The organism is Thalassospira sp. (assembly GCF_048059015.1).
In the GTDB taxonomy this organism is placed as follows: domain Bacteria; phylum Pseudomonadota; class Alphaproteobacteria; order Rhodospirillales; family Thalassospiraceae; genus Thalassospira.
Genome location: NZ_JBLLNT010000019.1, coordinates 30,641 through 51,510 on the forward strand (window position 1 = coordinate 30,641; position 20,870 = coordinate 51,510).

Consider the following 20,870-nt stretch of genomic DNA (forward strand, 5'->3'; position numbering starts at 1 on the left):
GAATGTCGAAACGAACAAATCCCATTGGCGCAGTGTCAGAAAAATACCGATCAAACCAATCAACAAGATCGCGATGCTGACAGCGCGCGATGCAATGAAGTCAGCGTATTTTTGCGTTCTGCGCAGGAACCGGTCCGGATGAACCAGCGGCACACGGAAAAACAGATAGTTATGTACCAACCATTTCCCGAATGATTGCTTGCCTGCCTTGGCAATTCTTGAAAATTCGGCAACGGCGTCTGCATTCTCGCGCTAATCAAACCACTACCATGCAGGAACTTGATCAAGGCGGTTAATGTCGCATCTGACGGTGTCAGAACCGTTTCCTTGCGCACCTGATCTAGGATCACTTTTCCTTGTTTCAGATGCCAACGACGCAGCATCTCAAACTGGATATAGCCGACACGGAAATAGCGGTTACGCACAGGATCATGGATGGTCCAGCAAGGTGCGCCATATTCATCCGTCCCGGCTGGTAAAAGCTTCAGGTCTTCGCGCAGTGGCGGCACGACGACATCTTCACCAGTTGATTGTGACGGCGCAGCCATCGGTTAGAACCCGATCATTTGACGCAGTGCAGACAGCGGACGGCGGAACAAGAACAGTACCAAGGGCACACGATCCCCCATCACCTTCGCCGATCCCTTAAGACCGATCCTTGGTAAGGTTTCATCCGGCTCAAACCGCGCGATCGCCCGATAGGCAAGAATGCCTTCCGGTGTTTCCTGCGGCTGATACGCTGCATATTCCAAGGTCGCCGCAATCGAATGCAACGGATCGACATCCAGGAAGAATCGGACTTCGGCCCCCGGATGCAGTGATATCGCATCAGATACCGGGATGAACACGCCAAGTTCGGCATCTTCGGGCTTTGCGATCACCATGACCTGCTCGCCGGTTGATACCGGGCGACCGCGCCAGTCATTTGGATCGCTAAAGACAACGATACCGGCTTGAGGCGTTGTGACATTCACCTGCGAAAGCTGATATTCACTAAAGGCGGCCTGCTCCATCCGCAAGGCAAGGCGGGTTTGTTGCAGGGCTACTTCAGCGCGCCCCTTGGTATCACCAAAGGCCTGCTGCGATGCCCGGCGTAGTTCCGCCTCCGCTGTATCGACCGCGCGCAAGGCAATCTCGTAATTCGCCCGAAGTTCCGCATCCTCAAACGAGAACAGCAAATCCCCTTCAGCCACCGGCGCATTTGGCCGAACGGCGACATCGCGAATAACCCCGCCAATCGGTGCGGCGATCATGATGGGATCACGTGGCTGGACGGTTGCCGGCGCAATGATGCTTTGACGTACCGGCAAGAACATCACAATCAAAATAGCCGCCACCAACGCCCCAATGACGATACGACGACGTTTGTTACTGATCAAAAAACCGCTGCGTTTCTTTTGCGGTGACAATGCATTCCATGCATGTCCCAGTGCATCTGCCATTTGATCGAGCAACAGCATTTCAGCGTCTTGCCAGACAAGTTCCCGCACAAGAAGCAAGGTCCCTATGCGTTTGCCATCAGGCGCCATAACCGGTTGAAGAAGAACGTTTTCCTGAAGGAATTCCTGCCACTCTTCATGAAAGTCTGCACCGTCAGACGTCCGTGCCAAACACTCGGCCTTCTCACTGCCTTTATGGGCGTTTGCCAGCTTCTCGACAAATCGGATAAAGGGTGCATTGCGATCAACCGTGGGGACATTGGATACAGCAACCACGCGTTCCTTGCCGTCCAACCCACGTGTCAGAAGGATCGCCTGTTGATAGGAAATCAGCCGTCTGGTTTCCGTGACAGCCGTGAAACGCAGGGCCGTTAAATCCGGCGCCTGGCGGATTGATTTCTGAAGACCCAGCAGTACTGCCGATGCGGAAATCGTATTCATGCTATCCGTCAGATTGAGCCTAACGTCGGGTCAGGACACCCAACCAATGACGTCAGGGTTTGGGATCAAACACAGCCACACCACTCATGCCCGAAAGAAGCTTTCCTTCCTTCTCATCAATGGTGGCAAAAACTTTGACCGTCTGGCTTACCGGATCTATGTCCGCGCCAATGCGCTCGGTCGTTGCTTTAATCATCGAGCCGGTTTCGTCAATCCGGGCCCGGAAGGTTTCGCCAATCGTCAGCCAGGAGAGCCATTGCGACGGCACGATCAGTTCCAGTTCAAGATTGCCAGAACCAATGATTTCAACAAGCTCATCACCCGGATTGGCAATCTGATAGGGCTGACTGCGCCACTCTACCATAACGCCGTCATAGGGCGCGTTGATTTTGCAGCGATCAAGATAGACATCCTGAAGCTGAAGCTGTGCACGCGCACTATCGCGCGCGGCTTCTGCCATAATGACATCAAGCTCGCCAACGCTGCGCAATTCAAACAACCGTTGCTGGGATTTAAGCTGCGCATCCGTCCTGCGAAGATCTGCTGCAACCGTTGCACGCTGTGCCTTATACGCCACGCAATCAAAGGCAATCAAAAGATCACCTTTCTTGAAAGCAGCCCCAGGTCGCACGGCGATCTTTTCGATCCGTGCAGCCAATTCACCCGAAAGCACAGCACGTTCACGCGTGGTAACAAGAACACGGGTTTCAAAGCTTTCCTGTGCAGACGCTTGCGTAGGGACAAGAAACAGCGACGCAGCAAACATGCCAATGATGTTTGCTGCGATTGCTATTTTGGATTTTCGGGGGCGGGTTGAAGCCGCCCCCAACAAAGATGGTAGACAAAAAAACATTACTGCGCGGCTGCCTGCTGATTTTCTTCAGACGTCATGGCTGCTGGTGCGACTGCATCGGCGGCTTCTGCCGCCGGGGCATCGAACTCACCCCGGTTCCAGCGGGCCAGAACTTCGCTTACAGCCTCTGCCAGACTATCAACGGTATCGTTCGGGATCTCGCTCGGGAACGGGTCGGCACCGATGGAGGCAAACAGGCGACCATAAGATGCCTGCATATCGGCATAGGCCATATCGCGCTGAAGATTGCTCAGCAATGCGCGAACATCGGCGCGGATCGACTGGGCTTCACCAACGGCATTTGCCGACTGGCTGGCATCAATCGTTTCGGCGATATTGTCCTGAACCGAGGCGATTTTGTCTGCCAGTTCATAGTCACGCTTGGAATGGGCAAAGCGCAGCTGGGCGATATTGACCTGACTGATAACGGCCATGCTAAGCGCAAGACGACGTACTTCGGAAAGTTCGATCTGGCTGTCAGCAAGGCGCATATTGGCCGGTGCCTTGAAAACCTGCATCAGGTTCCATGAAAGGTTGATCGCTCCTTCATACCACTTGGAATTCACCTTGTAGCTGTCAGTCGTGTGGTTGATCCCTGCACTGAAGTTCAAGCCCGGCACCATCTGCACGATTGCAATCTTTGCTTCCTGCTGATTGATGCGCATCTGATAGGCTTCTGAACGGAGTTCCGAGCGGTTTTTAAGGGCTTCAAGCTCAAGTTCTTCGGCCGTCTCCATGATGGTTGGAAGCGGACCACGTTCAGAACTGACGGCGGCCTGAATGGTGAACTCGCTATCAGGGTGGATGTTCATCAAAACGGCAAGCTCGGTACGTGCTTCGACCAGCTGACGACGGCGGGTTTCAAGTTCACGCAGGGTCAGAAGCAAATCTTCCTGATAGGTCAGCGCATCAAGCGGTGCACCAACACGTTCGCGCACCTGCGTTTCCGCACGTGACAGTGCGGCACGGACTTCTTCAAGAACCGGTTCGAACTGGATCAGTGCACGTTCAGCCGCCGCAGCACGCCAGTAGGCACTACGCGTATCATTGATGACGTTGTGGATCACCTGACGACGGCGTTCCTTGACGATCAGCGCCATGTCAGCCTGTTGATGGGCGCGCATGTAACCGATGGCAAAATCAAGAACGTTCCAGCTGACCGTCAGGTCGCTGTCACGCACATTCTTGTCAGAACTGGTCGAAGTGGATGTTTTGTCTTCGTTATAGGTCGCATCCTGTTTGGAACGACGCGTCCAATCCGAAGAGCCAACAATGCTTGGCAGAAGATTGACATTGGCAACGTCAAGCTGCCCCATCGCAACCGCCTCTTCCATCAGCTTGAGGCGATGGTCGAGGTTGTATTTAAGCGCGCGTGCGATTGCTTCTTCAAGGCTCAACGGTCCGCTGATCGTTTCCTGTTTGGCAAACAGACGATCAAGATCCTCGGCAACGCGCGCAGTGTCATCCGCACTCGTCAGTGGCTCGGGCGTAACCGCACAAGCTGACAGAAACGCAGCAGTACCTGCCGCGACGACAACATTTCGCCACTTACGAAACATGCCCGGTTTTTTGACAGTTCCAGTAACCAAGTCCAAGTCCCCCAATAGACGGCTTTCGATCGGCACTTCAAACATTGGCCAACGAAAACTCGAAATATTCAATCCATCCTCAAATCCGGTCCGGGTCATGTTTCGATGCGTTCAAGCACCCGGTGGATCTGTATCTCCCAATTCATTCAACCGAACGCGCGTTCGGGCGTCACACTGGCATCTGATGAACCGTCAGTGCTTTGGCAAGAAGGCGTGCTTCCTGATCGGTCATGCCACCGAATGCAGCCAACTGACTGCTAAAATCACCTTGCCATGCTGATGCCAGTACATCACCGCTCTCTTCAAGGGCTGCCTGATCACCGCCATCACCTTGCGGCGCGCCTTCTGCGGGTGGCGTTCCATCCTGGCCCTCAGCACCTGGTTCACCACTCGGCTGTCCCAACGGAAGCCCATCAAGACCCTCTGCCGGTCCGCCATTCAGACCAGTGCCACCAAGTCCGCCACCGTCACCGCCGCCCGGGGTCAAACCGCCAGCTGGACCAGCAGCACCGGCTCCGGCTCCGGCACCACCAGGAGCACCTGCGCCAGCACCCGGCGCCGCGCCAAAGCCACCAGCAGCTCCACCGGCCGGTTGACCGCCGCCAAGGCCGCCACTCAGACCACCGCCCAAGCCCCCGCCAAGACCACCACCGACCGAAGAGCCCAATCCGCCGCTACCTTGAACGGCAGCTAAACCACCACCGGCGGCACCACCAGCACCCAGACTACTGCCAACGATGGACGCACCACCGCCAAGGCCACTACCTACTTGCGACGAGGTCAGGCCAGCCGATACCGGCGTGCCGGAATTCCCAATCGGGCTGGTATTGCCAAGCTGACCGGTAACTGTCGTCTGAATGTTTCCGCCGGCAATAATTGGCCCTGAGCTACCATTCCCGCCAGCATTCGTCGTAATCGCACTACTAACCGGCGTTCCGGCATCACCACCTGTTGTCGTTCCCGGCGCCTGCAAAAGCGGAGGAGGCGTTACCACAGGCGTTGGTGTCGGGGCAGGTGACGTCACCGGGGGCGGCGTCGTTGTAGTCGTCGGTTTTGCAACAACAATCGTGGTCGTGATCGCACTGCTTGTCGCGTCACCATCAGAAAGGGTAAAGCTTACGGTGCGGTTCGCGTAAGTCGGCGTACCTGCCGTGTTCTGGTAAGCAACCGCACGCACAACTTCCTGCACATTGGCTGGAGTTGAGTTTGAATTCAGGCTGATAACAAGGTTATTTCCCGCTGCGATCGCATTTGTCAAACTACCTATGATCGTCCCGCCAACTCGTACATTCGATCCGGCAGTTGTCCCGTCAAGCGTAATCGTCGTACCAGTGGTCGAGATCGTCAGAAGGTCTTCACCCGCAACAAGCCCAGCCGAAATACTAACGGTAAGCGTACCACCATTGCCGAGATCAAGGTTCGTTAAATCGACATCTGTCACCAACGCATTCTGCCCGACATCAAGCTTAATCGTCTGCCCGGCAGTATAGTTGACGCTGTCACCCGACAAATTGCCAATACTTGGTGCGTCATTGACACCATTTATGTTCACAGTAACAGTGCCAAGAGTCACATTGGAGCCACCACCTGCACCCGTATTCCCGCCGTCATTTGCGGTAATAGTCAGGGTTGCAGCACTGTTACCAGCGGCGTTTGTTGCGCCGGTATATTGAATGTTCGATGCCGTGTTCAGATAAGTATCAATATTGGCAACAGTGCCCGTCAAAGTCAGGGTACCAGACGTTGATCCACTGATCGTAACCCCACCGCTTGAGGATGCTGTCAAGGTTCCAGCACTTGCCGCAATGGTGACGGTGATATTGCTTGAACCTGCATCAACATCCGAAATTGAAATCGCGGAAAGATCGACGTTGCTCGCGGTATCTTCAGTTACCGTGATCGAGGCAGGTACACCTGTTGCGGAAGGATTGTCATTTACTGCGCTAACGACAACCGAGCTGACCGCAGCCGTACTCGCAAGACCGTCATTGTCGGTCAGGGTCATTGAAACACTGCGTGTAGATGCCGTCGGGTTCTGACTATCGTTCTGATAAGCCACCGCACGCGCCAAATCCTGTACACGTGCAACGGTCGCATTGCTGTTGAAATTGATAACCAGATTATTGCCCGCAGCAATATTATTGCCCAACGTACCGATCACGGTACCACCAACAGATACGTTTGATCCCGCTGTGGCACCGGCCAAAGAGACCGTGCCAGTCGTTATCAGGGTCAGGATATCTTCGTTGGCCTGCGCATTGCCCGATACTGTAACCGTCAAATTACCGCCATTGAAACTTGCCGGGTTATCCGCATCGGTGATCGTAAGGTTACCACCTGAATCCAGCGCAACGGCCGAATTCCCTTCGGCGAAACTAACGCTATCCCCGCCAAGATTTGCGATAACCGCCGGATTACCCAAGGTCATCGTAAAGGTCGCGGATGCAAATTCTGCACCGCCATTTGCAGTCCCGTCCGCGTCATTCACAACGAGGCTAAACGACTGGGTACCGGACCCGGCAGAGGCTGACCAACGCGTATTCTGAACCAGTGTCTGAATACGGGTATCGGTCGCATTGGCATTGAACGTGATTGTTAGCGTGTTACCGCCTTGACCATCGTTGGTTGCATGGACCGTACCAATCGAAACACCGCCAACCATGATGGTTTCGCCAGCCGCAATCGTACCATCACCACCAGAAGTCGCATTCGTGCCATCAAGGGTGAAATTGCCACTTGCACTGTTACCGCCATTCGGCGTGATTACAAGTGACCCACCATTGTAATCGGCAAAATCCGCGTTGCTCAGCGAGAAGTTACCGTCTTTATCAATGTTCGAGGTATTGCCCGGCTGCAGCGCAGTATTGTCACCATTCAGGTTCCCGATGACAGGTGCATCGTTCACAGCTGTCAGCGAAACCGTCGATGTAAGGTTCGGTGCTGCACTGTTGCTACCGCTATTTGCCGTACCACCGTTATCCGTAATGCCAGTAATGGTCACAACACGGTTTCCGGCAGTCGTAGGATTATCGCTGGTGTTGCGATAGGAAAGTCCATCAACCAATGTCTGAATTTGCGCACTGGTCAGGGTCGCACCGCTAAAGCTGATCGTCGCTGTGGTTCCGGAGACCGATACGTTCACGGTCAAACCATTGGTTGCCGATGTCACCGAATTGCCATTGGTCAAGGCAACGTCCGAACCATCAAAACTGATAATTTCCGAAGCACCGTCAGAAACGTTGGTGACCGTCATGGTCATTGCGTTAAAGCGATCAGCGGCTTCAACCGTAGAGGCCGTAACCGTGTTAAACAGGTCGGATCCCCCCGCACCCTCGACATAGGTCGGGTTTCCACCCGTCGCAGAGAGGGTCGGCGCGTCATTCACATTGGTGATGCTGACCGTAGTCGAACCGGTCGCGGTCAAAGCCCCACCCGTTCCCTGGGCACTGCCGGAGTTACCATCACTGAATGTCCAATTGATCTGCACGCTTGATGCCGGATCATTCGACGAGTTGCTATACCGGATTGCCTGCATCACTTCGTTGACAAGTGCGGTCGTCGGGATCGTACCATTGTTCTGGAACGTGATCGTCAGCTGACCTGAGCTTGATGTATCGAAACTTGCAATGACATTGCCACCGCTTTCGATATTCGATCCGTTAAGCGTCAGGTTACCGCCCGTGATCATTGAAAAGACGTCAGTAGCATTCGCGCCGCCATTTCGGACCAGAACCAGGGTTGCGCCAGCAAAGTTCCCATTGCCCCCGTTAAGCGCTGCAAGCTCAACATCGGACACTGTCACATTGGAATCCAGAACAACCGCCGACCCACCCTCGGTAAAGGACGGCGTTCCATCAAGGCCCGTCAGAACGGGCGCATCGTTGACAGCGGTTACGTTAATCTGCGTCGTCCCGGCGGCAACCTCGCCGCTCCCGTTTCCGTCATTCACTGTCGCAGTAATCGTTGCAACGTTGTTGCCCGTTACATTTGAAGCTGGCGTGTAATGAATACGGCTGGAGGCATCAAGATACGTGTTGATATCAGCAGCACTGCCGACAAGTGTTATTGTCGTCGCGTTGACCAGCGTTTCCGTCACACCGCTGCCGACCCCTGCACCATCCGCTGGCGTGCCAAAGGTACCTGCTGAAACTGTCAACGTTACCGTCAGCGTATCACCATCCACGTCTGCAAAAGTTGCTGCCGATAGATTGATGTTTGAAAGTGTGTCTTCGGCAACAGAAACACTCGCGGGCATAGACGTGCCCGTCGGATTGTCATTTACTGCGGTAATATTGACCGTGATCGAACTGGATGAGGAGTCTACCGTGCCATCATTGACCTTGGCCGAGATGGTCGCAGCACTGTTCCCGTTCGCGTTCGATGCCCCCTGATAGCTCACATTTGTTGTGGTATCGAGGTAGGTATTGATGTTCGCTGCTGATCCGGAAAGCGTTAAAGTTCCGGTACCAGATCCGCTAACAGTCACGCCACCGCTACTGGTCGCGGTCATGACACCTGCGGTCGCTGTAAGCGTCACGGTCAGGTTGTCTCCATCACTATCGGCGACTGTAATCGCGGAGAGATCGATATTGGTGGAAACGTCTTCTGTAACAGTAACACTTGATGGGGCGCCCGTCAGTGTCGGCGCATTATTTGCCGGGGCTGCCGACGCGATCAAATCGTCAAATGCCAATCGCATGTTCCCATCACCACCAGTCAAGGTGACAGTAAATGAACTGACCGCAGTCCATCCCAAAGATACATTCGTAGCGTGATATCCGCCACCCATGGTCATGGTGACGCCATCTAGGCTGCTAAATGCCACGTTCACGTTACTGTTTGACGAACCCGACGTGGTATCACTGAAAACATACGTTGCACCGGTTTCCGTGGAAACCGATAACATTCCAATGCTGGTTATATTCACCGGACTGTTAAAGTTGAACGTGTAGCTCGTGCCGTCTCCGGTCGCCTGCCCCCAGAAATGACCACCAATGAACGGGACCGTCCCCGACCCGCCAGAGGTATATGTTACGGTTTGGCCAGAAAACTCAAACCAACTGCCGCCGGATGATGTGGCGATCGTATAGCCAATGCCATCCACGGAGCTGGTAACGGTCGTACCTGACGCCGTTGCTAAATCCATATTGTCGGTAGCAAGCAGGTGTTCATAGCTTGAGCTATACTCCATACCCTCCAACGCACCCGTCGCATATTCAAGATCCCAGTCACCACCAAGACTTGATGCGCCCGTATCGTCCACAGATGCAGCGATGTCTGCACCTGTTGCCAGCGCAAGTGCGTCAGCAAAAGCTTTTCCGTCGCCACCGGCAACGCGACAGCCATAAAGCAGGATGTCACCACTTTCGGTAAGAGATGCACCGATCGCAGCCAAGTCATCTGCGCGCACAATCACCGTTTCAGAATTAAGCGTCATATTGCCAAGATAGACAGCACCTTCTGCGCCGTGACTGATGATGTGAAGCGCATCAAAGTCCGCATTCTGTGCTGCCCATGCGACGATCTGATCAAGCCCATCTGCATTGCCGTCCAGCACAACAATTTCAACGCCATCGCCAATGTCGGCAATCAGGTCTTCAATATCTGTCAGGCTGCCATCAATGAAGACAACTTCCTTGCGACCACCATTCTGGGCGGCATCGACCATGCGCAGAACATCAAACTCGCTGCCCGACGCAGGAACATCGGGCTGAGTCGCTGCATCTTCTGATTGCGAACTATCGCCGTTGGTTGAGGACGTGTCGCTTTCCTGTTGCGTTGCCTGCTCGGCTTCAGCATCTGCCTGCGCTTGCTCTGCACTGTCCGCGGCAGTCGCCGCACCGGCAGCATCAAACATAAAGCGCGGCTCGAGCGCCATGGGGGCGATAGCATCGAACCCAGGAATGGAGCGGGGGGCGTTTTCCTGACTTCCCGTACGAAGATTTTTCACGGCATTCACCATATGGCAGCACAACAACTAGAGATTGTATATATCGTACCTAGACAATAACATACAACTGCTCATAGGGGTATTTGTGCATCTAAACACAACTTAATCCAGCCAAGAAATCAGCTTGTCAGAATCTGTCAGGTTTTAAAGTGTGAATTGTGCATGCATTTCAATCCATAGTACATTAGCAACAAGAAAAAATCCATTAAACACAGACATATTCTCAGGAAATACACGCAAAACTGCTCAGAAATCGACTTCAAGCTTCATCGTCGCGGATCGACACAACCACGGGCAACACACGTCAAAAAGTAGCTTGTTCAAGCTCACTAGGAACCAACCTCCTTTCAAGACCAGCCAAACCAGACCTGACATGTTCGTATAAGGGAGTTAATGCTCATGTTCAAATCCACACTTACCAAACGTGCCAAACGTTTCGCCGTCGGCACAGCATCAGGACTTGCGACATTGTTTGTTGTCGGAAGTACTGCAAATGCTTGCCCTACAGATCCATATCTTGCGTCTGTTTGCACCACAGTCGCGAACTTCTGCCCTCGCGGCTATGCAGAGATGAGAGGGCAGTTAATGACGATTTCCGACAACAACGCTCTTTTCTCTTTGTTGGGTTGCACATGGGGGGGCGACTGCAGAACCAGTTTCGCAATTCCGGACATGCGCGGCCGTGCTGGCGTGGGTGCGGGAACCGGACCGGGCCTGACCGCCATCCAGCTCGGACAATGGCGGGGACAGGAAGATGTAACCCTCGACGTCTCGCAGCTACCAGCACACACACACGCATCAGAAGCCAGCATGAGCAACCTTTCCGTGTCACTCGATGCTTATGATGGCAATGGCACGTCACCCATCCCGGCAAATGACAAAAATTATTTGCAAACCGTCGGACAAAACCCGTTTCAGCCTAATACAACAGCAAACTTGTATGGAGAAGGAACTGGAACCCCCGTGGAACTGGGTGGTGTAGATGCATCTTCTGGCACAATAGATGTCACCATCGGCACCACCGGTAGCAATGTACCTGTTGATGTCCAGGGTCCTGTTATGGCTGTGACCTATTGCATTGCCACCACCGGCCTTTATCCACCGCGCACCTGACAACAAACAGCGTGATCAAAAGAGAGAAGCTCACCAGAAAAGTGATGCCAACTTCTCATTGATAATCATGAGGGTACAATGAAAAACCCAGTTATCCGTCACAAGTCTTTGCCGCTGAAATTTCAGCTTGCGGGATGTTCTTTCGCCATTCTCATAGCGGGAAGCATTTCTGCCGCAGCCTGCCCGACCGAACCTTACCTTGGTGAGGTCTGCATGACGGCGGCCAACTTCTGCCCCCGAGGCTATTCGGAGCTTGCAGGGCAATACGAAGCTATAAATGATTTCTCGGCCTTGTTCTCACTTATGGGGTGCAAATGGGGGGGCGACTGCCGCAGCATTTTCCAGATGCCAAACATGAAGGGACGCACCCCGATTGGCGCAGGCCAAGGCATTGGTCTCACTGATATTGAATTAGGTCAGTGGCGCGGACGAGAACAGGTCACAATCCGTACCTCCCAAATGGCCGCCCACACTCATACTCACACTTCCACAGGTGGTGTGGCAGTGCAAATAGACGCATATGACGGGTTGGGCACCTCACCAACCCCAAGCGTTACTGAAAACTATCTCCAAGCAATCGGTCAAAACCCGTTCCAGCCAAACACAACTGCCAACTTGTATGGCGCAGGTACTGGAGACCCGGTTGAAATTGCGGGTTTTGAAGCAAGCGGCACCGTCGCAGTTGCCCTTGGTAAAACCGGCGAAAGTAAACCAGTCAATGTCATTGATCCGACGATGGCTCTGACATACTGCATTGCGATGGAAGGCCTTTATCCGCCACGCAGTTAACCTTGCCGGGTGTGCCCAGACCAAATCGGTTTTGGCACACCCACCGCTTTGGAACAGTGGATTAAAATCGACAATCATACGTCTTTTCCGCGCCCGGTTCTCTCGACTGCACCGATTTATTCGCCGGCCACTACAAGCCCCACGCCCGCCACATCAATCTGCGCACGCGCCGTTTCTGATGGCTCGGCATCTGTCACCACTGCCGCAAACTCGCCAAACGGTGCCAAAACGTGAAGGGCTGTGTGATCGAACCTCAGATGGTTGATCAGAAGGATCGATTTGGCCGCACCATCCATCATCTTGCGTTTGGTTCGGGTGATGTCGTCATCCATGTGATAGACGTGGCCATCGCCCGCTGCGGGCGTTGAGATAAATGCGATATCGGCACGCAGGGTGCCAAGCGTTTCCTCGGTCACGCGCCCGACCCAGGCGTTGTATTTGGCCGAATATTTACCTCCAAGTGCGAGCACCGTGATGCCCGGTTCAGCCTTGAGGTTTTCCATCACCGCGTCATTGTTGGTGATCACCGTGAGCGGGCGTTTTTCTGGAAGAAGTGATCCAAGAACCGTAGCCGTCGAGCCATCATTAACCATCACGGTCATGCCGGGCTCCACCCATTCGAGGGCTGCGCGTGCCATGCGTTCCTTAAGGTCATGACCCTGAAGATGGCGGAAGCGAAAATCGCTTTCAAATTGGGATCCCGGCTCGATCGATGCGCCCCCGCGGGTTCGGCGCAAAAGGCCTTCGCTTTCGAGGTCATCAAAATCGCGATGAATGGTCATTTTCGAGACACCGAACATCTCGGCCAGTTCATCAAGCTGCACAGCGCCATCGCGCACCAGTGCATCAAGGATCTGCTGCCTGCGGTCGTCTCGTTTCATCGGGTATCCTTTGCGCGGTCGATCAATCCAGCAGGGCTCGCGCGGTTCGCTCATCGGTAATCAGACCGGCAACCCGACCTGATTTCAGCACCGCCCGGATCGCATCAATCTTGTCCGGTCCGCCTGCAATCGCGACAATATCTTCTTTCCGCTCAGGATCATAGCCCACAGCAAGGGTGCGGGCCGAAAGCGTCGTATTCACGATCTCGCCATTGGCATCAAAGAAATCACCCAGCATCTCGCCGCGCGCACCGGCGGCAGCTATTTCTTCGATCTCGGCGGGTTCAATCATGCCAGATGACACCAGCTGCGCATCCGCCGTTGCCGTACCAATACCAACGATTTTAAGCGTCGCATCCTGTGCCATGCGAAACACATCATCGACCCCGCGCTGCGAAAGAAGCACTTCGCGGTCCTCGACCGTATTGGCAAAGAACGGAACCGGCATGACATAGGCACGCGCACCGGTTTTTTCCGCCAGACGGTGCATCACATCATGCGGGTTGGCCGAGAAATTTCGTGTAAGCCCGCCCAGAAGGGAGACGAAATGAAGCCCCTTGGCATCGGTGCGCGGCAATTGGCGGGTGACTTCCGCCAAGGTACGACCATGGCCAAGACCGATGATGGAATGTTCGCCCGCCTCGAACTGCCGTTTGAGGTAAGCAGCGCCTGCAAGGGCCAATGCACGGACCGGAAGGCCTTCTTCGCCGATGTCGGGTGCAACTTCGCACAGCTTAAGGCCATAGGCCTCAAACAGTTTGGCTTCAAGCTGAACACATTCGACAATGTCGCCTTCGATCGAGACTTTGACACGCCCGTCCGCAACCGCCTTGGCAATCAGCCGGTGCGCCTTGACCGATGGCAAGCCAAGACGTTTGGCCACCTTGGCCTGTGTCAGACCGCCAACATAGTGCATCCAGGCGGCCCGTATGGCGAGCGTCTCATCGGTTTCGTTCATGTCATCCTTTGGCCCTATCGGGCCTTAAACTATCAAGACTTCTATTTATAGGACCACTGCCCGATTGAGGAAAGACTTCCGATAAGCCAACGCCGTCAAAGTTTTAGCGAAGATGCACCGATATCAATATACGGCGCCCAAAAAGCAACGCTTTCGGCGATCTGCGGGATCACTTCGCGGTCATTGGGTTCGCGTTCCTTAAATGACAGCTCCAGACAGATTTCATTGTCTTTCGCCCCGCCTTCCTCAAACGCCGCCAGTAATGGTTCGGGCTGAATGCGACCGCGCGCATTAAATTCCGCCGTAAATGGGCGATGCCCGCCCTTATCCATCAGGCTTTGCTTGATATGAATGATGGGCGAGACTTTTGGAACTGCTTTGGCCCAGGCATAGGGATCAAAATCATCCGGGTTTTCGGATGTCACATCGCCATGATCAATATCAGCCATCATCCACATCGGGATGGCCAGATTGGCCGCGGTCAACCGATCCTGAAGGGCGATGCATTCCTTGATCGTTTCGCCAAATTCTCGCGCAATGCTCATCGGTTCCCAAAATACATATTCAAGTCCGGCGGACTTGCCGTGTTCGGCCACTTCGGCCCAACAATCAATCGCGATCTTGATCATGTCTTCGCGCCGCGCCGGGTCATCCTGTTCGCGGTAGGTCAGAATTGCGAACTGGGTGCCAACCGATGTTCCGCCAAGATCAGCCGTGATATCGGCAAATGTCTTGAACCAGTCAATATAATAGCGCCGCACATCCGCATCAGGATGACCAAAATGGTTTAGCCGTCCATAGGGGCCGGTCATGCCCGATGTCACGCGCACGCCTGTGCGATTAAGAGCCTTGCCCATTTGTCGGGTTAGTCGCCGGATCACCGGGGCCTGCCAGGATGGATTGATAAACTCATGGGTCAGCTGCAAATCACGGATTTTCAGATCGCGCGCCACGCACTCAATCAGATCATCTGGATCAGCAAAGCGGTTCACCAGCGGATTGGTATTAAGCGAAAGGGTCAAAGCCATCAGGATGCCACCGCATATGCTGTTTCAAACCAGTCAGCGAAAGTCGCAATTTCCGACTTGCTCATATCAAGCCGATGCTTGGTCCGACGCCAGATGATGTCTTCGGCGGTAATCGCCCATTCGTTTTCCACCAGCCAATTGACCTCGGCCTCATAAAGATGAGCACCGAAATAACGACCAAGCCCCTCGACACTTGTGGCAGAACCAACAATCTTGCCCGTCAGGGTGCCATAGCGCCGCCCGTAATATTCGCGCAAAGCCCGCGTCATCCACGGGTAGTCGGCCTTCATCGTTTCGCCAAATGCGGTGTAATCGGCATTGGGCATATCCCCGCCCGGAAGAACCGCACCCTCGGTCCAGTCATCGCCCATCTGTGGGAAGATATGGCGGATTTCATGCATGCCGCGTTCGGCCAACTCGCGGAAGGTCGTGATCTTCCCGCCAAAGATGTTGAGCAACGGCGCACCGTCCTTTTCATCCAGATCAAAGACGTAATCACGGGTCACAGCCGATGGATTGCCCTTGCCATCGTCAAACAGCGGACGCACACCCGAAAACGTTTCAAGGATGTCTTCGCGACGAAGCTTTTCCTTGAAATAGCGGTTCACGCAATCAAGCAGATAAGAGATTTCATAATCATCAATCGAAACATCTTCGGCCCGCCCGTCATAGGCAATGTCAGTCGTGCCAATCAGCGCCTTGTTGCCTTCATAGGCATTAATGAAAATCACACGCTTATCATCGTTCTGGACAAGGTAACTGTGCGGACCTTCCCAGAATTTCGGAACGATAATGTGGCTGCCTTTGACCAGACGCACATTGCGCGTTGAATTGGCCCCGGCAACACGGGTCAAAACATCGGTCACCCACGGCCCGGCTGCATTGACCAGACATTTGGCGATAAATTCGCGGCGTTCGCCGGTGATACTGTTCTTGGTCGTGACCCGCCATTTGCCGTTTTCACGCCGCGCACTGATCGCGGGCGATCTGGTCATGACGATTGCGCCGCGCTGTGCGGCATCTAGGGCGTTCAGCGTTACAAGACGCGCATCATCAACCCAGCAATCGGAATATTCAAAGCCACGCTTATACTGATCCAAAAGCGGCGCACCTTCGGGATCGCGATGCAGATCAAGGGTCCGCGTCCCCGGAAGCTTTTTACGCCCGCCAAGATGGTCATATAAAAACAGACCAAGACGCACCAGCCACGCCGGGCGGTCCTGCGGTGAATGCGGCAAGACAAAGCGCAGCGGCCAGATGATATGCGGGGCGGCATTCATCAGAACTTCGCGTTCGATCAATGCTTCACGCACCAACCGGAACTCGTAATATTCCAGATAACGCAGACCACCATGGACAAGCTTGCCCGAACGTGACGATGTGCCTTCGGCCAGATCGTCCTTTTCGCAAAGGGCAACCTTAAGCCCGCGACCCGCTGCATCACGGGCAAAGCCCGCGCCATTGATGCCACCACCGATGACAAATAGATCCAGTTCCTGCGTGCTCATGTCACGATCCTCCTTGCGTCGGATTTGACGCATCATCTTTGGCATCTGCGCCATCGCGATGGGCGGCAAGCCGGTCCCAGACCGGTTCAAGCGCTTCGCGGGCTTTGGCATAGGCGGGGTAAAGTTCGGAATATGTCGCCTGAAGATCGGGTTCGGGCGTTTCTGCATCGCCCAGAAGCGGTGTGACCCATTCCGCAACACAGCTTTCCATATCCGAATAGGCACCAATGGCGACCGCTGCCATCATCGCACAGCCAGCTGCCCCTGCTTCTTCGCGGGCTGAAACACGCACTGGTGCGCCAACGGCGGCGGCCAAGATGCCGCGCAGCGCGCGTGAACGCGCCGCCCCACCAGTCAGGCGAAGTTCCTTGGGCAATTCATCCATCGCGCCATAACAATCGCGTGCCGCCATGCCGAGACTTTCGACAACAGCACGGATCAAATCAGGGAAACGATGACCTGATGCAAGCCCGATGAAGCCCGCGCGTGCGTTGGCATTGACAATCGGGCCACGTTCACCGGCCTCGGAAATATAAGGGTGATACAGGATCTGACCGGGCTCAGACCGCGCAAGCCATCCATCAATTCGCGCAACCAGATCGGCATAATCATGGGGATGGCCGGTTTCACTCATGAGATCGGCCGCCATGCGAAGCGCCCAATCAATGTTAAGGGTTGCGGCCATATTGGTTTGTACCTGGGTCACCATATGATCGGCCGGCAGGCAAATGACATAACCGGAATTGCCACGCAGCTTGATCTCGGAATCCTTGACCGCGCGCATATGCACCCCGGTCGAGCCGATGGTCGAACAGGCCGCCCCCGCCGTTCCGGTGTAAACACCGGCACCAAGGGCCGTCATGACCATATCGACATAACCAAGACTGACCGGTGTTCCGGCCAGAAGATCTGTTTGTGATGCGGCCTCGGCACTCAGCGGATGGGTTTGTTGGCTGCCATCAAGAATTTCGGGTAGCAAATGACGGCGGCTTTTAAGTTCAAGCGCGTCAATCACAAGATCGGAATAGTGGCGCGTGCGGAAATCACCAAAGGTGAAACTTGCTTCTGACGGATCGGTTGCCCGCACCCCGGTCAAGTTCAGATAAAGCCAGTCCTTGCAATGCATGGCAGCTTCGGAACGATCAAGAAGTTCGGGGCAATGACGATGCATATGCGCCATCTGCGCACCCTGCTGACAGGTATTAAGGGCTGTGCCCGTTGCCAGAAAACGTTCTGCATCGATGTAGTGCGACGCAAGATCGCGGGTCGTGTCGGCTGCGCGCGCATCAAGCCATAACCAGGCATCGCCAACCGGACGGTTGTTTTGCCCGACAAGCCATGTGCCATCCCCCTGCGCGGTGACGGCAAGCGCCGCCGTCCGGGTGGCCAGGCCATCAATTTTCTCACCAAGGCTTCTAATTGCCGATGCGCAATCAGACCATGTCCGATCCATGCATTGGGTCGCAGCCCCGTTGGGGCCGCTGTCATATTGGTTGGGAACCGACGCTTCGCCCAGCTGATCGCCCGCCATGGAAAAAGCCACGGCCTTGATCACTGACGTACCTGCGTCGATCCCGATGATGATGTCGCGTTCAGCCATGCTTCATCCTTTCGATGAGCAGCTGACTGATCACGCAAATTGCGTGTGCCATGCGACGTCCTCCCTTTTGCATTTATTGCGCCCGACTTTTCCAGTCGATGCAGCCTTTGTTCGGGAAAAATCTTCCCGGGTTGTTTTCAGCATAACCTGACGCCGCACGATGTCGAGTGTAATTTTTTACTTTCGCAGAAATTTTTTTCAGTTATGGTAATCAGCACAGAACGGATACCCGGCCCCGCCAATCGCAGAAAAAGGCGGTTTTTAACAAAAACGGGATTCGGGATGTGACACGCGAATTCCCCAAAAAGGCATTTCGCGTTGTGCATCGGGAGGAAAATGGCCTGCACCAAGATAGGCCGAGCTGGTTCTGATCAGCACCGCGTTTCCAGTCGCACCAATGGCGACCCAGGGAAAGATACGCGACCTGATCGGCATTAAGTGGGGCGGCACCCCACGGCCTTTGCCAGCACTTCCCACAAGGAATTAACAAGGCCCACCGAGGCTGGACGGGAGGAATAAAGGCAATGAGTGCCACCGATTTATCCATCACATCCATCAAACCGCGCATCGGTCGGCGTGGCTTGATCATCGGCGCAACCGTCCTTGGCGTTCTGGCTGCGATGGCGCTTGATACAACCGTGGTCGTTGTCGGGTCTGAACAAGACCTGCGCGTCGCCGGTTTCTCGCCAGATGCCTACGGGGCTGAGCAATTCCCGCGAATCCGCGATGACATTGCAAACCGGGCGGTTGATGCAAAGACGCTTTCCGCTGCGCTGACCAGCGACCGCAAGGCCGCAGCAGAAAAATACGGCGTTGGCGGTATGATGCCGGTGATCCCGGTTGAACTGACCGGCACCTTTGGTGATGCAAAGGGCGGTATTTACGAAGTTTCTGTCGAAGGCATCGACGGTGTCACGGTTCGGGTTCAGACCGGCCCTGCGATCAATGGCACCGACCTTCGTGATGCGCCGGGCGATATCGCCTTTGGCGAGTTTAAAAACCAGATCGAATATCAGGATGCCGGGGCGGGCATTAACCGCGCGATGAAGGCCGAAGTTCTTGAGGAGGTCGATACCGAAAACCTCACGGGCAAGACGGTTTCAGTTACCGGTGTGTTTAAGCTGATCAATCCGAAAATGTGGCTGATCACCCCGGTCAAGGTGCAGGTCCAATGACAGCGCACCAGACCATAAACCCGGAAACCCTCACCACCGACGAGGTTGTGATGTCCGCGCGTGACGTGGCCAAGTTTTATGGTCCGTTGCAAGCTCTTAAAGGGGTGAATTTCGACATTCACCGCGGACAGGTCACCACCCTTTTTGGTGAAAACGGCGCTGGTAAATCGACGCTGATGAAAATCCTGTCGGGCATTATTGCCCCGACATCGGGCGAGATTTTGCTTGATGGTGCACCTGTGCGCTTTAACGGTGCGAACCATGCCCTCGCGCACGGCATTTCGATCATTCACCAGGAACTGGCATTGGCCGGGAACCTCAATGTCCGTGACAACATTTTCATGGGTCGGGAAATCCGCACGGCAACCGGTGTTGATTTTGCCGAGGAAGAACGCATCACGCGCCTTCTGATGGAAGAACTTGAAGAAGACATTGATCCACTGACCCCGGTCGAAGAACTTCGCCTTGGTCAGCAACAGATCGTTGAAATTGCCCGCGCCCTTCAGGCCAAAAGCCGCATCCTGATCATGGATGAGCCGACCTCTGCCCTTTCCGCATCCGAGGTCGAAGTCCTTTTTAAGGTGATCAATGACCTGACCGCCAAGGGTGTCAGCATCGTTTATATCTCGCACCATCTTGAAGAGGCGCTTGAGATTACCGATCACGCCGTTGTTCTACGTGATGGTGAAATGACTGCATGGGCGCCCCGTTCGCAGATCGATATCGAATGGATCGTGCGCAACATGGTTGGCGAGAATTTCGATCTTGGATCCCCACCCAACAGTGAAATGGGTGCACCGGCACTTACGATCGAAGATCTGTGCGTGCCTGACACGTCGGGCAACGGTCTTGTTGTCGATCACATGAACCTGAATGTCCGGTCCGGCGAGATTGTTTGCATCTATGGCCTGATGGGGGCCGGTCGAACCGAAATGATGGAATGTGCCGCCGGTCGCCTGCGCGCACAAAGTGGCAAGGTCAAACTGCACAATCAGGATGTCTCGCATCTATCGATCGCAGACCGGATCAGTGCCGGTTTGGTTCTTGTCCCCGAAGACCGGCAGCGCGATGGTCTGGTTCAAACAATGTCTGTCGGACAGAACCTGTCGCTGTCATCGATTGCCGCCTTCACACGTGGACTGTTCACCAGCCGCAAGGCCGAACACAAAGTGATCGAGGATTCTATCCGCGAAGTCACGGTCAAAACCGAAAGCGGCGCGACCATGATCGGCGCGCTTTCGGGCGGCAACCAGCAAAAGGTCGTGATCGGCAAGATGCTGGCAACCCAGCCTGATGTGATCTTGCTTGATGAACCATCGCGCGGGATCGACATCGGTGCAAAGGCCGAAGTTTTCAAACTGCTTGCAAGAACCGCCGAAGAGCGCGGCCTTGCGGTTCTTTATTCCACATCAGAAGTCGGCGAATGCCTGAGCATCGCGCACCGGATCATCGTCATGAACCGGGGCCGGATCGCCGCCGAATTCGACCATACAGCAACCAAAGAACAGATCATGGCCGCCTCTGGCGAAGCCGTGCACCACTAGGG

At 54.7% G+C, this 20,870-nt stretch carries 14 protein-coding genes; 4 read left to right on the plus strand and 10 right to left on the minus strand.

Annotated elements, in window-relative coordinates; translation table 11 throughout:
• Positions 1–59 precede the first annotated feature (59 nt).
• The 5 genes from ACMZ66_RS20515 to ACMZ66_RS20535 form a co-directional block, all read right to left on the minus strand.
• The gene (locus ACMZ66_RS20515; RefSeq protein ID WP_416940170.1) at positions 60–548 is read right to left on the minus strand and encodes a hypothetical protein; all 489 of its coding nucleotides are present in this window, start codon (positions 546–548) and stop codon (positions 60–62) included.
• 3 nt (positions 549–551) lie between these two features.
• Positions 552–1,880 (minus strand): efflux RND transporter periplasmic adaptor subunit, encoded by a 1,329-nt coding sequence (locus ACMZ66_RS20520; RefSeq protein ID WP_416940172.1) that lies wholly within the window; start codon positions 1,878–1,880, stop codon positions 552–554.
• Positions 1,881–1,932: 52 nt separating this feature from the next.
• A complete protein-coding gene (locus ACMZ66_RS20525) occupies positions 1,933–2,646 on the minus strand; it encodes an efflux RND transporter periplasmic adaptor subunit (protein WP_416940174.1) in 714 nt (237 codons plus the stop codon).
• An 86-nt stretch (positions 2,647–2,732) separates the two neighbouring features.
• Positions 2,733–4,322 carry a TolC family protein gene (locus ACMZ66_RS20530; RefSeq protein ID WP_416940176.1) on the minus strand — a complete coding sequence of 530 codons (1,590 nt, stop codon included), beginning with the start codon at positions 4,320–4,322 and terminating at the stop codon, positions 2,733–2,735.
• Between the two features lie 169 nt (positions 4,323–4,491).
• On the minus strand, positions 4,492–10,272 hold the full coding sequence (locus tag ACMZ66_RS20535; RefSeq protein WP_416940178.1) for a DUF4347 domain-containing protein: 5,781 nt from the start codon (positions 10,270–10,272) through the stop codon (positions 4,492–4,494).
• Positions 10,273–10,671: 399 nt separating this feature from the next.
• Here ACMZ66_RS20535 and ACMZ66_RS20540 point away from each other — a divergent pair, with 399 nt between their 5' ends.
• Both ACMZ66_RS20540 and ACMZ66_RS20545 read left to right on the plus strand, forming a co-directional pair.
• Positions 10,672–11,385: a phage tail protein gene (locus ACMZ66_RS20540; RefSeq protein WP_416940179.1), complete on the plus strand. Its 714-nt coding sequence runs from the start codon at positions 10,672–10,674 to the stop codon at positions 11,383–11,385.
• A gap of 78 nt (positions 11,386–11,463) precedes the next feature.
• Positions 11,464–12,174: a phage tail protein gene (locus tag ACMZ66_RS20545; RefSeq protein ID WP_416940181.1), complete on the plus strand. Its 711-nt coding sequence runs from the start codon at positions 11,464–11,466 to the stop codon at positions 12,172–12,174.
• 116 nt (positions 12,175–12,290) lie between these two features.
• Here the strand turns inward: ACMZ66_RS20545 and ACMZ66_RS20550 are convergent, their stop codons facing one another.
• From ACMZ66_RS20550 to ACMZ66_RS20570, 5 genes are all read right to left on the minus strand, one after another.
• Positions 12,291–13,055 carry a DeoR/GlpR family DNA-binding transcription regulator gene (locus ACMZ66_RS20550; protein WP_416940183.1) on the minus strand — a complete coding sequence of 255 codons (765 nt, stop codon included), beginning with the start codon at positions 13,053–13,055 and terminating at the stop codon, positions 12,291–12,293.
• A gap of 22 nt (positions 13,056–13,077) precedes the next feature.
• Positions 13,078–14,013 (minus strand): sugar-binding transcriptional regulator, encoded by a 936-nt coding sequence (locus tag ACMZ66_RS20555; RefSeq protein ID WP_416940185.1) that lies wholly within the window; start codon positions 14,011–14,013, stop codon positions 13,078–13,080.
• 95 nt (positions 14,014–14,108) lie between these two features.
• Positions 14,109–15,041, minus strand: a complete 933-nt coding sequence (locus ACMZ66_RS20560) for a sugar phosphate isomerase/epimerase family protein (RefSeq protein ID WP_416940187.1) — start codon at positions 15,039–15,041, stop codon at positions 14,109–14,111.
• The gene (locus ACMZ66_RS20565) at positions 15,041–16,549 is read right to left on the minus strand and encodes a glycerol-3-phosphate dehydrogenase (protein ID WP_416940189.1); all 1,509 of its coding nucleotides are present in this window, start codon (positions 16,547–16,549) and stop codon (positions 15,041–15,043) included. The genes ACMZ66_RS20560 and ACMZ66_RS20565 overlap by 1 nt, the downstream gene beginning before the upstream one ends.
• A 1-nt stretch (position 16,550) precedes the next feature.
• A complete protein-coding gene (locus ACMZ66_RS20570) occupies positions 16,551–18,149 on the minus strand; it encodes an FGGY-family carbohydrate kinase (protein ID WP_416940190.1) in 1,599 nt (532 codons plus the stop codon).
• A 524-nt stretch (positions 18,150–18,673) separates the two neighbouring features.
• On the opposite strand from ACMZ66_RS20570, the gene ACMZ66_RS20575 reads away from it, so the two are divergent.
• Complete coding sequence (locus ACMZ66_RS20575) at positions 18,674–19,324, plus strand: DUF2291 family protein (RefSeq protein WP_416940191.1); 651 nt, start codon at positions 18,674–18,676, stop codon at positions 19,322–19,324.
• Positions 19,321–20,868, plus strand: a complete 1,548-nt coding sequence (locus ACMZ66_RS20580; protein ID WP_416940193.1) for a sugar ABC transporter ATP-binding protein — start codon at positions 19,321–19,323, stop codon at positions 20,866–20,868. The genes ACMZ66_RS20575 and ACMZ66_RS20580 overlap by 4 nt, the downstream gene beginning before the upstream one ends.
• Positions 20,869–20,870: the final 2 nt, after the last annotated feature.

Coding starts and splice junctions, on each gene's coding strand:
- ACMZ66_RS20565 (WP_416940189.1), bottom strand. CDS start 16,549: ATGAGCACGCAGGAACTGGATCTATTTGTCATCGGTGGTGGCATCAAT.
- ACMZ66_RS20580 (WP_416940193.1), top strand. CDS start 19,321: ATGACAGCGCACCAGACCATAAACCCGGAAACCCTCACCACCGACGAG.
- ACMZ66_RS20575 (WP_416940191.1), top strand. CDS start 18,674: ATGAGTGCCACCGATTTATCCATCACATCCATCAAACCGCGCATCGGT.
- ACMZ66_RS20550 (WP_416940183.1), bottom strand. CDS start 13,055: ATGAAACGAGACGACCGCAGGCAGCAGATCCTTGATGCACTGGTGCGC.
- ACMZ66_RS20545 (WP_416940181.1), top strand. CDS start 11,464: ATGAAAAACCCAGTTATCCGTCACAAGTCTTTGCCGCTGAAATTTCAG.
- ACMZ66_RS20560 (WP_416940187.1), bottom strand. CDS start 15,041: ATGGCTTTGACCCTTTCGCTTAATACCAATCCGCTGGTGAACCGCTTT.
- ACMZ66_RS20525 (WP_416940174.1), bottom strand. CDS start 2,646: ATGTTTGCTGCGTCGCTGTTTCTTGTCCCTACGCAAGCGTCTGCACAG.
- ACMZ66_RS20555 (WP_416940185.1), bottom strand. CDS start 14,013: ATGAACGAAACCGATGAGACGCTCGCCATACGGGCCGCCTGGATGCAC.
- ACMZ66_RS20540 (WP_416940179.1), top strand. CDS start 10,672: ATGTTCAAATCCACACTTACCAAACGTGCCAAACGTTTCGCCGTCGGC.
- ACMZ66_RS20515 (WP_416940170.1), bottom strand. CDS start 548: ATGGCTGCGCCGTCACAATCAACTGGTGAAGATGTCGTCGTGCCGCCA.
- ACMZ66_RS20570 (WP_416940190.1), bottom strand. CDS start 18,149: ATGGCTGAACGCGACATCATCATCGGGATCGACGCAGGTACGTCAGTG.
- ACMZ66_RS20520 (WP_416940172.1), bottom strand. CDS start 1,880: ATGAATACGATTTCCGCATCGGCAGTACTGCTGGGTCTTCAGAAATCA.